The following is a 12,554-nucleotide window of genomic DNA, read 5'->3' as shown; positions in this document are numbered from 1 at the left end:
CGCTGTCGGTCAGCCGGAGCTCGCCGGACAGTGTGGCCACCAGGTTTCCGCCGTCGCCGCTCACCTCACACCGGACCGTCATGGCACCGCCTTCCCGAGGACTGGCGGTTTCCCCGCCGGCCGGCTGGCAAACGTCAGGCCGTCTCCATCACGATGATGGCCCCGTCGCCCCCGCCCGGGTCACCGTCGCGGCTGCGCAGCGGCGTGCACGCCACCCGCACGGTGATCGCGCGCCCACGGCGGTTGACCGCTTCGAGCCGGATCTCCCCGGACTCACCGTCGGCGTCGAGGGCGCCGCGCAGCAGCGGCCGGACCATGTCGATGGGCAGCCCGATGTCGAGGTTGAGGAAGTGCTGCCCGATGACCTCGGCGGGGCGCAGTCCCCACAGGTCCTCGGCGTGCCGGTTCCACATGCGGATCCGCAGGTCGGGGTCGACCACGGCGACGCCCGCCTGGAGGCTGGTGAGGACCGTCTCGAGGAAGGCGTTGGCCTCGTCGAGCCGGCTGGTGCTGACCCGCAGCTGGTCGTTGATGCTCTGGAGCTCGTCGTTGGTGGACTGGAGCTCCTCGTTCATGGTCTCCAGCTCCTCGTTCGTGGACTGGAGCTCCTCGTTGGTGGTCTCCAGCTCCTCGACGGTCGACTGGAGCTCCTCGTTGGTGGTCTCCAGCTCCTCGTTCGTGGACTGGAGCTCCTCGTACGCCGCCTCGAGCTGCTGGTTGGCGTGTTCGAGATCGTCCTGCAGGCGCCGGGACGCGGTCACGTCGTGGAAGATCAGATTGACGCCGAGGAGGCTGCCGTCGGCGCCGCTGAGCGGGCTGATCTGCACCATCAGGTGGACGACGTCGGAACCGCGGGGGTACTCCACGTCGGTGACCCGCAGCGTGCGGCGCTCCAGCTGGGTCTGCTCGATGTAGCGGCGCAGCTCGACCGGCCGGTAGGACAGGTCCAGGTCGCGGAACGGACGGCCGATGTCGCGCGAGGACACCCCGAACATCTTCTCCAGGTGCCGGTTCGAGCACGCGATCAGCCCGTCTGAGGTGAGGACGAGCTGGGCCAGCGGGCTGGCCGCGAACGCCTCGTTGCGCAGCTCGTCGAGGCCGGTGACGCCGCCGGCGCCGGCCGGGGCGGATCGGCGAACACCACGCCGGGCGGAGCGTACAGCCGCGGGACCCGGCGGAAGACCCGCCGTTTCAGGTCGATCGGGGTGAACAGGCTGCTGTGGCTGAGCAGCATCTCCGCCTTGCCGAGGAACAGCACACCGGTCTCGGCGAGCGCGAAGTGGAACCGGCCGAGGATCTTCGCCTGCGTCTCGGCGTTGAAGTACATCAGCGTGTTGCGGCAGGTGAGCAGGTCGATCCGGGAGATCGGGGCGTCCTGCACCAGGTCGTTGCGGCCGAAGATGACCGAGCGGCGCAGGTCCTTACGGAACGTGTACCGCCCGTTGATCTGCTCGAAGTAGCGCTCGACCAGCTCGGGGTCCAGGTCCTGGATCTCGCGCTCACCGTACGACGCCTGGCGGGCCTCGTTGAGCTGCTCCTCGTCGACGTCCGTCGCGTAGATCTTGACCCGATCCTTGAACTGGTCGAAGCCGAGCATCTCGGCCAGCAAGATGGCCAGCGTGTACGCCTCCTCGCCGGACGCGCACCCGGCCGACCAGATCCGGATCATCGAGTCGGCGGGCTTGGCCTCGATCATCGGCCGCAGCACCTCGGCCCGCAGATAGTCCCAGGCGTCGGCGTCGCGGAAGAACGCCGTCACGTTGATCAGGATGGTGTTGAAGAGCGCCGTGAACTCGTCCGGGTGGACCTGGAGATGGTCCAGATAATCCTGGTAGCCGGCCGCATCCACCTGGGTCATCCGCCGGTTGACCCGTCGCATGAGGCTGGACCGCTTGTAGCCGGTGAAGTCGAAGCCGCGGGACTCCTTGAGGTAGACCAGGAGGGCCTCGAAGTGCGGGTCGGTCTCTTGCACGAACCGGAACGCTACCGCATCTCAGCTCGCGGCCATGGCACCGAGACGGGCGATCAGCTCGCGGAGTGTGCCGGCCGCCGCCTCCGCGTCCTCCGCGGCGCTCAGATAGTGCTCACGGCCCCGGACGGCCATCCGGCGGCTCAGCTCCGCCTTCTCCTTGAGGGCCCGTAACGCCATCCAGAGCGCGCTCTCGAGAACCTCGGCCTGTTCGTCCAGAAGGGTCTCCGGGGACCAGGCGTGACCGACCCGGCAGCGGAACCGGGGCACGGGCCTGCCGTCGATCTGGAAGAGACTGCCACCGCAGCTGGGACAGCCGAACCCCGCGGGCGCCGCGATCTGGTCGCTGGTCATCGGGAACAGCTCGGACATGGCGACCTCCGCATCGAGCAACGGATCCGGCCTGGAGGCCGGGGAGGGCGCCAGTGGCGTCGCGGTGAGGGCGGCCAGCAGCGGACCGATCTCGGCCGCTGGGACCACGTGGTCGGGTGTCACCGCCTCCAGCGCGGCCCGCGGCATCCACGGCTGCAGGGCGTCCGCGGGCTCCTGCACCACGGTCGTCCCGCCGCGGGAGGCGATCGCCGCGAGCCCGGACGCGCCGTCGTCGCGGGCGCCGGAGAGCACCACGCCGATCGCCCGCCGTCCGGCGACCCGGGCCACCGAGCGGAACAGCGGGTCGACGGCCGGGCGATGACCGTTCTCGGCGGGCCCGCGGCTCAGCCGCAGATGCCCGTCGTGCAGCAGCAGATGGTGGTCGGCCGGGGCGACGTAGACGTGGCCGGCCTGCACGGGCTCGCCGTCGCGGGCCGGGCCGGCCGGGAGTGGGCCGCTGCGGGACAGGATGCCGGGCAGGGCGCTCGGCGCGGAGCGGGGCACGTGCAGCACCACGAGCAGCGCGCCGGGATAGTCCGGTGGCAGACCCCTGACCAGGGCACGCAGGGCCTCCACACCGCCGGCGGACGCGCCGACGGCGATCAGGTCGCGGTGCTCGGTCGTCACATGGCCGCTCCGGTGGTGAACTGCGTCCACACCACCTTACCGTCGGTGACCGGAAGAACGCCCCATGCGTCGGTGAGGTCGCGGACCAGGTGCAACCCGCGCCCGCCCGCGTCGGTGACGGCCGGGTCGAGAGCGCGGGGCATCAGGCGGCTACCGTCCCGGACCGCCAGGACGAGCCGGTCGCCGCGCAGGCCCAGGGTGAACTCCATGGTGGTGTGCGCGTGCCGGACGACATTGGCCACCAGCTCGGTGGCGATCAGGGTGGCGGTGGCCGTCACATCGGCGCGCTGCCACGCGGCGCAGGCCTGGACGACCAGGTGCCGGACCTGGCGGCAGGACTCCGGGACCGGCCGCAGCCGCACGCGCACGGTCGGCCCGCCCGGTTCGGTTTCGGCGGTGGCGAGCGCCTTGTCGCAGTCGTCGGCATATTCCAGCCCGGCGCAGTCCCGGTCACCGGCGAGGGCGTCGCGGGTCCGCGGGTCGGCGCCGCAGATCACGATCGGGACCGCCGGGAACTCCTCGGCCTGGCAGATCACGGCGCCCAGCCCGGACACGGCCACCGGGTCGCCGACGTTCAACCGGCTCATGTCGAGGAGGACCTTCACCGGTTGCACGGCCAGGCTGCGGCGCACCGCGGCGCCGAGGGCCCCGCCGGTCTCGCGGTCCAGCGTGCCGCTGACCCGCAGGACGGCCACCGGGAGGCTCCGCTCCGGCCGGCAGACGAGTTGGCTGGGCAATTGCGCCCCCTCCGCCGGTCCGGGCGACGCCCGGCCGGGCGTCAGGCAGACAACTGCCCGGTGCCCGGCCGGGGCAAACGTCAGAGCAGCCGTTCGTAGAGACGCAGGTACTCCGATGCCATCACGGCCGGGGTGAACCGGCGTTCCGCCTCCGCCCGGCAGTCCGCCGGGTCGAGGGCTCCCGCCTTGGCGACCAGCTCGCCCAGCGCCTGTTCGTCGTCGGTGAGCAGGCCGGTCCGCCCGTCCTCTACCAGTTCGGGCAGGCAGCCGCGGGCGATGCCGACCACCGGTGTGCCCAGGGCCAGCGACTCGACCACGGCGGTGCCGCCGGGCTCCTCCCAGCGCAGCGGGAACAGCGCGGCGCGGGCCCCGGCCACCAGCAGGTCACGGTCACGGCCGGTCACCGTGCCGACCCACCGCACCCGCACGCCGTCGACGTGCGGCGCCACCTTCTCCTCCCAGAAGCGCACGTCCGGATTCTCCCGGTCGGCGAGGGCGAGCTCGGCGGCATTGCGGTACGGCCCGACGGGCCCCGCCAGCACCAGGTCGAACCCGTGCTCGTGCGCCAGCCGTGCCGCCAGGTCCTGCCCCTTGCCGGGGAAGATCCGGCCCAGGACCACGGCGTACGATCCGCGGCTCACCTCCGGGGCGGGCTGTGCGGCCAGCTGCGTGGCCAGGTGGACGTGCCCGATCGCGTGCCGGCGCAGCGCCTCCGGGGCCCGGGCCAGCTGCGACGCCGAGACGCCGTTCACCCGTACCCGGTCGCCGCCGTCGAACGTCGCGTACAGCTCGGGATGTTTGTGCAGGTCCCAGTGCAGCGTATGGAGCACCGGTGGCGCGCCGTCGCCGAGGGCCGCGGCGGTGACCAGCCCGGCCGCCTCGACGTGGTCGTGGATCAGGTCGATGCCGCCGCCGGCGATCGCCCGGGTCACCGCGTGCTGGTGCGCCTGGACCACTCCGACCGCCTGGTTGTAGGGCCGCTGGATCTGCCCGAACTGCCCGCGCTCGAACACCGACACCCGGCCGTCGGCCTCGATCGTGCTCTCCCCGACACTCGCCAGGACCACCTCGACACCGAGCTTGCGCAGCTCGGGAACGAGGGTGGCGATGACGTTCTCGATCCCGCCGTACCCCGCGGGCGGCACCGGCAGCCAGGGGCCCGCGTTCATCAGAACCCTCATGCGGCCACCGCCCGCTCGAGGGTGGCCAGCGGCGGCCGCTCGGTGACGGCGGTGTCGGTGACGGCGATCTGCCGTTCCAGGTTGGGCAGCGCCTCCCCGCCCCGGCGGAACTGGGTGAGCAGCGTCGACGGTGGCAGCGCCTCGGGGACCAGCCCGCGGCGGTGCATCCGCGACCAGGCGGTCACCATGATCTGCGCGGCCATCCGGCCCAGTGCCTCGGTGCCCTGGTGCCGGTGCTTGCGCTCGCCCAGGTCGACCTGGGCCAGGGCGTCCAGGCCGACGTGGTCGACCAGGTCGATCAGCATGCCGATCTCGACGCCGTAGCCGGAGACGAACGGGATGCTCTCCAGGGTGCGGCGGCGTCCCGCGTACTCGCCGGCCAGCGGCTGCACGAATCCGGCCAGCTCCGGGAAGAACAGGTTGATCAGCGGGCGGGCGGCCAGCTCGGTGACCCGGCCGCCGCCGTCGGTCTCCACGCTCGCCGTCCCGGTCAGCGGCCGGTGGTAGAAGCCCTTGACGAACTCGACGGACGGGTCGGTGAGCAGCGGCCCGAGCAGCCCGGTGACGAAGTGGGCGGAGAAGTCGTGCAGGTCGCCGTCGACGAAGGCGACCACGTCTCCGGTGCTGGCCGCGAGCCCGGCCCAGAGCGCGTCGCCCTTGCCCTCCATCCGCGGCAGTCCCCGGGTGACCTGGTCCTGGCTGACCACCCGGGCGCCGGCCCGTCGGGCGACCAGCGGCGTGGCGTCGGACGAGCGGGAGTCCACCACCACGATCTCGTCGACCAGAGGCACCCGCTCGATCAGCTCACGGCGGATCGTCGCGACGATCGCGCCGATGGTCGCCTCCTCGTTGCGGGCCGGGATGACCACGCTCACCGTGGTCCGGCCCTTTGCGGCGGCCAGCCCCTCGGCGCTCCATCGGCCGGCATGGCCGGTGCGGTAGGTCGTCCACGCCTCGACGACCGGCGAGACGGTCGTGTGCGAAGGCCACATCGGCTTACCCCCATTTTCACGATCTTGTCTGCGCGGGCTGCATTCCCTCAGAGGCGCCGATCAATCTGGCCCGAACGTGACGTAGGCCATGTTTGCGGTGCGGAGAGCCGGTTACAGGACTGCCGACAAATGCGGCGACAGGGGAGCGGATGAGTACGACGAAGATCGGCCTGATCGGTGCGGGCGGGGTGGCGGCCCGGCACGCCCGGGTGCTCTCCGGGCTGCCGGGTGTCCAGGTCAGCGGCGTGACCGACGTGGTGCCTGAGGCGGCACGGCGACTCGCCGACGAGCACGGGGCGCAGGTGTACGCCGACACGGCAGCCCTGCTCGACTCGGCCCCCGACGCGGTCTACCTGTGTGTCCCGCCGTTCGCCCACGGCGACACCGAGCGGGCCGTGATCGCGGCCGGCCTGCCGATGTTCGTGGAGAAGCCCATCGCCGTCGACCACGGCACGGCCGCTGAGATCGCCGCACTGGTCGAGACGGGGAAGGTCCTCACCGCCGTCGGCCACCACTGGCGCTACCTCCCGGTCGTGGAGAGGGCCCGCGAGGTGCTGGCCGGCCGTCCGGTCCGGCTGATCACCGGTTCCTGGCTGGACAAGACGCCACCGGTCGCGTGGTGGCCGATCGGTGGTCGCTCCGGCGGCCCGGTCGTCGAGCAGGCCGCACATGTCCTCGACCTGGCCCGGCACCTGGCCGGCGAGGTCGACGAGGTGGCCGCCTACGGCAACGGCACCCCGCCCGCGGTCGAGGGCGCCGACGTCGACGGGGCGACCACGGCGATCCTGCGGTTCGCGAGCGGCGCGGTCGGCACCCTGGCCGCCACCTGCGTGCTCGGCTGGAAGCACCGGGCCGGGCTGGAGGTCTACGCCGACGGGCTGGCCCTGTCGCTGACCGAGACCGAGCTGGTGATCCGCGACGGCGACGGCGTCGAGACGGTCCGCTGCGAGCCCACCGACGGGCACGTCGGGGTGGACCGGGCGTTCGTCCGTGCGGTCCGGGGCGAGGAGGACGACATCCGGGTGCCGTACGCTGAGGCGCTCCGTACCCATGAGCTCGCTCTGGCCGTCGCGCTCTCCGCGGCCGAGGGCCGTGCGGTGACCCCCGGAGCGGTCCGTGCCTGACCGCAACCTGATCGTCGCCGCCCCCGGCCGGGTCGAGATCGCCCACATCGCCGACGGCGACGTGCCGGAGGCCGGCTTCCACGCCCGCACCCTGTTCAGCGGGGTGTCCGCCGGCACCGAGCTGACCTTTGTCAAGGGTGTAAACCCGGCCCTGCACGCCGGCTTCGACCCGGTGCTGGGGCTGTTCGGCGCCCCGCCCGAGCAGGCCTGGCCGGTGACCCGCCTCGGCTACATGGAGGTGGCCCGGGTCGAGGACAGCCGCACGAGCGCTTTCCCGGACGGTACGGTCGTCGCGATGACCTACGGGCACCGCACCGGCTATCCGGCCGACCCGCTGCGCGACCGGGTGGTGCCGCTGCCGCCCGACCTGGACCCGGTGCTCGGCGTCTACGTCGCGCACATGGGCCCGATCTGCGCCAACGGCCTGCTGCACGCGGCCGCCGACCGGTTCGGCCCGGCCGTCCGCTCGCTCGCCGACGGTGTCGCGGGCCTGCGGGTCGCGGTCGTCGGCGCCGGCGTGGTCGGCCTGCTCACCGCACTGTTCGCCCGGCGGCACGGCGCCGCCTCGGTGGTCGTCGTCGACCCCACCCCGGCCCGACGCGCGGTCGCCGAGGCGCTGGGCCTGGAGACCCTCGACCCGGAGGCGGACGATCCGGCGGTGGTCCTGAAGACCCGCTGGCGGCACGCCGACGCCGACCGCGGCGCCGACGTGGTCTTCCAGTGCCGCGGCCAGGCCGCCGCCCTGCACCTGGCGCTGCGTCTGCTGCGCCCCCAGGGCACGGTGATCGACCTGGCCTTCTACCCCGGCGGTGCGGACGCGGTGCGGCTCGGCGAGGAGTTCCACCACAACGGCCTGGGGGTACGCTGCGCGCAGATCGGCCGGGTGCCGCGCGGCCTGGCCCACGCGTGGGACCGGGAGCGTCTCTCGGCGGCCACTCTCGACCTGCTCCGTGTCGACGGTGACGCCGTCCGGAAACACCTGGTCACCGCACTGGTCCCGTTCGATGAGGCGCCCGCGCTGCTCACCGATCTGGCACAGCGCCGGCGGCAGGAGTTGCAGGCGGTCATCACGTTCTGACGGTCCGCCGGGAGTCCGGCGCCTGAGATGCGGCGAAATGAAGTACCGTTGCGCGCCATGGGTGTGTCTCAGCGGCTGAAGAGCCGGTTCCAGAAGTTTCTCCAGCGTCCGGGCACGACGGTGGACCTCGGCCCGTTGTCGAAGCGGCTCGGCGCGATCGAGGCGCGCGAGGAGGCTCTGCGGGAGCTGGACGACGCGGCGCTGACCGACGCCGCCCGCGAGGCGACCGACTATGTCGAGATCTGCGCGATCGGCCGTGAGGCGTCGCGCCGCGCGCTCAGCCAGCGACCGTATGACGTGCAGCTCCTCGGCGCGATGGCGCTGCTCGACAAGCGGGTCGCCGAGATGGCCACCGGTGAGGGAAAGACGCTCACCGCGACCATCGCGGCATACGGGCACACCCGCCTCGGCAACGGCCCGGTGCACGTCCTCACCGTCAACGACTATCTCGCCAAGCGCGACGCCGAGTGGATGGAGCCGATCTTCACGCTCCTCGGCCTGACCGTCTCCTCGGTGACCGAGCTGATGACGCCGGAGGAGCGCCGCGAGGCGTACGCGGCGGACGTCACCTACGTCTCGGTGAGCGAGGCCGGCTTCGACTACCTGCGCGACCAGCTCGTCACCGACGTCGCCGACCGGGTCCAGCGTGACCTGGCCACGTGCATCGTCGACGAGGCCGACTCGATCCTGATCGACGAGGCCCGCGTGCCGATGGTCCTGGCCGGCAGCACCTCGGTGGAGAGCGACCCGGTGCACGAGGCCGCCGCCCTGATGCGCACCCTGCGCAAGGGCAAGGACTACGAGGTCGCCGAGGACGGCCGCTCGGTGGCCTTCACCGAGGACGGCCTGAAGAACATCGAGGAGCAGCTCGGCGGCATCGACCTGTACGCCGACGACCAGGTCGAGAAGCTGTCCGCGGTCAACGTGGCGCTGCACGCGCACGCCCTGCTGCGCCGCGACGTCGACTACATCGTCCGTAACGGCGGTGTGGAGCTGATCGACGAGATGCGCGGCCGGGTCGCCCAGCGCCGCCGCTGGCCGGACGGTCTGCAGGCGGCGGTGGAGGCCAAGGAGGGCCTGTCCGCCACCGCCGAGGGCGAGGTGCTCGACACCATCACCGTGCAGGCGTTCATCGCCCTCTACCGGACGGTCTGCGGCATGACGGCGACCGCCGTGCACGTCGGCGAGCAGCTCCGGGAGTACTTCAAGCTCGAGGTGGCGGTCATCCCGCCGAACACGCCGAACATCCGTGAGGACGACGTCGACCGGATCTACTCGGCGCACGACATGCGCGACGAGGCCCTGGTCGAGGAGATCAAGATCGCCCACGAGTCGGGCCGTCCGGTGCTGATCGGCACCCTGGACGTGAAGGCGTCCGAGCGCCTGGCCCGCCAGCTCGCCGACGCGGGTGTCCCCTCCAACGTGCTGAACGCGAAGAACGACGCCGAGGAGGCCTCGATCATCGCCGAGGCGGGCGCGCTCGGCGCGGTCACCGTCTCGACCCAGATGGCCGGGCGCGGTGTCGACATCCGCCTCGGCGGCAGCGACGAGAAGGACCGCGACGCCGTGGTCGAGCTGGGTGGCCTCTACGTGATCGGCTCCGGCCGGCACGACAGCCGCCGCGTCGACGACCAGCTCCGTGGCCGTGCCGGCCGCCAGGGCGACCCGGGTCGCTCGGTGTTCTTCGTCAGCCTCGAGGACGAGCTGGTCCAGCGGCACGCCGGCGACATCATCCCGGCCTCCCCCCGGATGGACATCGACGGTGTCGTGCACGACGCCCAGGTGGAGTATGCGGTGGAGCACGCCCAGCGGGTCGCCGAGGGCGTCAACCACGAGATCCACAAGAACACCTGGCGCTACAGCGTCGTCATCGAGCAGCAGCGCCTGCTGCTGGCCGAGCGGCGCGAGCGTCTGCTGACCTCCGAGGTCGCGGCGATCATGCTGCTGGAGAAGTCGGCGGAGAAGGCCAAGGCGACCGACGAGGACGTGCTGTCCGACGCGGCCCGGGCGATCGCCCTGTACCACCTCGACAAGCTCTGGGCGGACCACCTGGCGTACCTCTCCGAGGTCCGTGAGGGTGTGCACCTGCGTGCCCTGGGCAAGCTGGACCCGCTGGACGAGTTCCACCGCTCGGCCGTGCCGGCCTTCCAGGAGATGCTCACCCAGGTCGAGGCCAAGACGATCGAGGCCTTCGAGGAGGTCGACCTGGAGGACGGCTGGCGGCCGGAGCGGGCCGAGATCGTCCGTCCCAGCGCCACCTGGACCTACCTGGTGCACGACAACCCGTTCGGCTCCGAGCTCGACCGCCTCATCGCGGCCGTCGGTCGCCGCCTCACGTCGGGCGGCTGATCTCACACTCGAAATATCGTTCCCTCCGGGGGTGTCGCCTTGACGGCGGCACCCCCGGTTGTCTTCTCGGCCCATGACGTTCGGCAATGCTTAATGAGGCTGACAGAAAACGTTCCCGGAATTAATTAGAGGGGCGCACGACAATATGGAACGTCTTTCCCACACTGTGGTTGGCGACTTGACCCGCTCACCGGCAGCCCGGAAATATCGGTCGGGCCTTTACGCAGAGTGAAAAATCGTATTCGCTTGCGTCAGCAAATTCTGGGAGATGAATCAATGCCGGTCAGCGCATTGTCGCCGCGTGCCGATCGTCGTTCCGCCGGACCGGGCCGGAGTTCCACCCGCCGGCCCGCCGAGCCCGCGCTGACCGTGACACTCGCCATTCCGCTCACCGGAGACGTGGTGTCTCCACAGGCTCACCGGTTGTTGGCCGCGGTTCGCGAGCTGGTCGAGCTGAGCCGGGGCACGGTCACCGTCGAGCAGGCCCCCGCCGCCGATCCGGAGACGGTCGGGGAGCCCTCCGAGGCGGCGCTGGAGGGCCCGGAGGTGCGTCTGCTCACCTCGTCGCGCCAGGCGCTGCTGGAGGGCGAGGCGCTGCCGCTGACGCGGCTGGAGTTCGACCTCCTGCAATACCTCGCCGAGCGCCCGCGACGGGTCTTCACCCGGGCCCAGCTGCTGGCCGCCGTCTGGGGCTACGAGCGGGCCGGGGAGCGCACCGTCGACGTCCACGTCCGCCGCCTGCGGCTCAAGCTCGGCGGCCACCTGCCGCTCATCACCACCGTCTACGGAGTGGGCTACCGGCTGGCCGACGACGCACGGATCAGCATCCTGCCGCACGATTGATCCATGCGGGTACGACCGGTCTCCTTTTCCCTGCTCGTCGAGGACCTCGCCGATCGGCTGGCGAGTCGGGAATCCGACATCCGGCTGCGGGTGGCCGTGGACGGTGCCGACGCGGCTGATCCGGGCCGTCTGGCGGACGCTCTCGCCGGGCCGTTGCGGGTGCGTGGCCGCCCCGCCGTCCGCGTCGACACCAGCGACTTCCTGCGCCCGGCGTCGTTGCGGCTGGAGTTCGGGCGCACCAATCCGGACTCTTTCTACACCGGCTGGTTCGACGAGGCGGGGCTGATCCGCGAGGTTCTGTCCCCGGCGGGTCCGAATGGCTCCGGGCGCATTGTCGAGCGGTTGTGGGACGCGCGCGTCGACCGGGCCGCGCGTGCGCCGTACACGTCGTTGCCGCCGGGGCGATAGTGCTGGTCAGTGGGCCTTTGCTGCTCGGTTCCGGGCTGCCGTTCGACTTCTCCGTCCACCTTGAGCTGTCTCCGGCCGCTCTGGCCCGGCGGACCCCGGATGATCTCGCCTGGACCCTTCCGGCGTACCGCCGCTACGCCGACGAGGTGGCCCCGGAAACCCTTGCTGACGTGGTCGTTCGTCTCGACGACCCCCGCCGTCCGGCGGTTGTCGAAACCGCCCCGTGACGCTCGGCACAAGACCCGCGTGCCGAGTCCGTGGCGGATTTGAACACCGACAGTTATGCTCCGGTTACTTTTTCGCGGGGGTCCCGTTTGGGATCTCCGGCGGTGGGTATCGTCCGGCTCCACATGCCGAGCCGGCCGGGACGAGGGTGACCCGGGGATGGCCACCGGTCGGGGCTGAGTGAAGGGCAGGGGGACTGCATGCTCGTCAACGGAGCGGTTGTTGCGGGTAAGGGCGCGAGCACGGTCAAGGGGCGCTCGGCCGAGGAGTTCGAGCAGATCCGGGTGATCCTGCAGGGCCGGTTCGAGGAGCTCGACCGCGAGTACGAAGAGGCCGTCGCCCAGAACACCCGGCTGCGGCTGGTCGAGATCGGCGACGCCGCCGGCGACGACCAGGCCGACAGCGGGTCGAAGACGGCTGAGCGCGACGCCGCGACCTCGCTACTGAGGACGCTGCTGGACAGGCGCACGCAGGCGGAGCACGCGCTCCAGCGCCTCGACGACGGGACGTACGGCAACTGTGAGGGTTGCTCCAAGCCGATCCCGGTGGAGCGGCTCGAAGTGTTCCCGTCGGCCACCACGTGTGTGAACTGCAAGCAGGTGCGCGAGCGCCGGGCCAGCTGACGCCCGCCGGGCCCGCCGCGCCGGAC

At 71.7% G+C, this 12,554-nt stretch carries 11 protein-coding genes and 1 pseudogene; 6 read left to right on the top strand and 6 right to left on the bottom strand.

Annotated features, from left to right (window positions below):
- Positions 1–134: 134 nt before the first annotated feature.
- The 6 genes from ACQPZW_RS35460 to ACQPZW_RS35435 all read right to left on the bottom strand — a co-directional run bounded on the left by ACQPZW_RS35460 (position 135) and on the right by ACQPZW_RS35435 (position 5,878).
- Entirely contained in the window at positions 135–1,028 is an 894-nt protein-coding gene (locus tag ACQPZW_RS35460) for a PAS domain S-box protein (protein WP_433797717.1), read from the bottom strand.
- Entirely contained in the window at positions 1,025–1,972 is a 948-nt protein-coding gene (locus ACQPZW_RS35455) for a CheR family methyltransferase (RefSeq protein WP_433790363.1), read from the bottom strand. Before ACQPZW_RS35455 ends, ACQPZW_RS35460 begins: the two co-directional genes overlap by 4 nt.
- A gap of 21 nt (positions 1,973–1,993) precedes the next feature.
- Positions 1,994–2,968 carry a chemotaxis protein CheB gene (locus ACQPZW_RS35450; RefSeq protein WP_433790362.1) on the bottom strand — a complete coding sequence of 325 codons (975 nt, stop codon included), beginning with the start codon at positions 2,966–2,968 and terminating at the stop codon, positions 1,994–1,996.
- The gene (locus ACQPZW_RS35445) at positions 2,965–3,705 is read right to left on the bottom strand and encodes an ATP-binding protein (protein ID WP_433790361.1); all 741 of its coding nucleotides are present in this window, start codon (positions 3,703–3,705) and stop codon (positions 2,965–2,967) included. The genes ACQPZW_RS35450 and ACQPZW_RS35445 overlap by 4 nt, the downstream gene beginning before the upstream one ends.
- An 80-nt stretch (positions 3,706–3,785) precedes the next feature.
- Positions 3,786–4,886 carry a glycosyltransferase gene (locus ACQPZW_RS35440; protein WP_433790360.1) on the bottom strand — a complete coding sequence of 367 codons (1,101 nt, stop codon included), beginning with the start codon at positions 4,884–4,886 and terminating at the stop codon, positions 3,786–3,788.
- Complete coding sequence (locus ACQPZW_RS35435; RefSeq protein ID WP_433790359.1) at positions 4,883–5,878, bottom strand: glucosyl-3-phosphoglycerate synthase; 996 nt, start codon at positions 5,876–5,878, stop codon at positions 4,883–4,885. Before ACQPZW_RS35435 ends, ACQPZW_RS35440 begins: the two co-directional genes overlap by 4 nt.
- Before the next feature lie 149 nt (positions 5,879–6,027).
- On the opposite strand from ACQPZW_RS35435, the gene ACQPZW_RS35430 reads away from it, so the two are divergent.
- The 6 genes and pseudogenes from ACQPZW_RS35430 to ACQPZW_RS35405 all read left to right on the top strand — a co-directional run bounded on the left by ACQPZW_RS35430 (position 6,028) and on the right by ACQPZW_RS35405 (position 12,528).
- Positions 6,028–7,002, top strand: a complete 975-nt coding sequence (locus tag ACQPZW_RS35430) for a Gfo/Idh/MocA family protein (protein ID WP_433790358.1) — start codon at positions 6,028–6,030, stop codon at positions 7,000–7,002.
- Positions 6,995–8,080 carry a zinc-dependent alcohol dehydrogenase gene (locus ACQPZW_RS35425; protein ID WP_433790357.1) on the top strand — a complete coding sequence of 362 codons (1,086 nt, stop codon included), beginning with the start codon at positions 6,995–6,997 and terminating at the stop codon, positions 8,078–8,080. The genes ACQPZW_RS35430 and ACQPZW_RS35425 overlap by 8 nt, the downstream gene beginning before the upstream one ends.
- Before the next feature lie 57 nt (positions 8,081–8,137).
- Positions 8,138–10,429 carry an accessory Sec system translocase SecA2 gene (secA2, locus tag ACQPZW_RS35420; protein WP_433790356.1) on the top strand — a complete coding sequence of 764 codons (2,292 nt, stop codon included), beginning with the start codon at positions 8,138–8,140 and terminating at the stop codon, positions 10,427–10,429.
- 276 nt (positions 10,430–10,705) lie between these two features.
- On the top strand, positions 10,706–11,272 hold the full coding sequence (locus ACQPZW_RS35415) for a winged helix-turn-helix domain-containing protein (protein ID WP_433790355.1): 567 nt from the start codon (positions 10,706–10,708) through the stop codon (positions 11,270–11,272).
- 3 nt (positions 11,273–11,275) lie between these two features.
- Positions 11,276–11,907: pseudogene (locus tag ACQPZW_RS35410) on the top strand (uridine kinase).
- Positions 11,908–12,105: 198 nt separating this feature from the next.
- On the top strand, positions 12,106–12,528 hold the full coding sequence (locus ACQPZW_RS35405) for a TraR/DksA family transcriptional regulator (RefSeq protein WP_433790354.1): 423 nt from the start codon (positions 12,106–12,108) through the stop codon (positions 12,526–12,528).
- Positions 12,529–12,554: the final 26 nt, after the last annotated feature.

The sequence above is a fragment of the Actinoplanes sp. CA-252034 genome (genome assembly GCF_050956125.1).
Lineage (GTDB): Bacteria > Actinomycetota > Actinomycetes > Mycobacteriales > Micromonosporaceae > Actinoplanes.
The sequence above is the reverse complement of the archived record's forward strand: the minus strand, read 5'-3'. Positions and strand labels throughout refer to the sequence as shown.

What these genes read in the sequence shown, in the direction of transcription:
- ACQPZW_RS35440 (WP_433790360.1), bottom strand. Translation starts at nt 4,886, where the DNA reads ATGAGGGTTCTGATGAACGCGGGCCCCTGGCTGCCGGTGCCGCCCGCG.
- ACQPZW_RS35435 (WP_433790359.1), bottom strand. Translation starts at nt 5,878, where the DNA reads ATGTGGCCTTCGCACACGACCGTCTCGCCGGTCGTCGAGGCGTGGACG.
- ACQPZW_RS35430 (WP_433790358.1), top strand. Translation starts at nt 6,028, where the DNA reads ATGAGTACGACGAAGATCGGCCTGATCGGTGCGGGCGGGGTGGCGGCC.
- secA2 (WP_433790356.1), top strand. Translation starts at nt 8,138, where the DNA reads ATGGGTGTGTCTCAGCGGCTGAAGAGCCGGTTCCAGAAGTTTCTCCAG.
- ACQPZW_RS35415 (WP_433790355.1), top strand. Translation starts at nt 10,706, where the DNA reads ATGCCGGTCAGCGCATTGTCGCCGCGTGCCGATCGTCGTTCCGCCGGA.
- ACQPZW_RS35405 (WP_433790354.1), top strand. Translation starts at nt 12,106, where the DNA reads ATGCTCGTCAACGGAGCGGTTGTTGCGGGTAAGGGCGCGAGCACGGTC.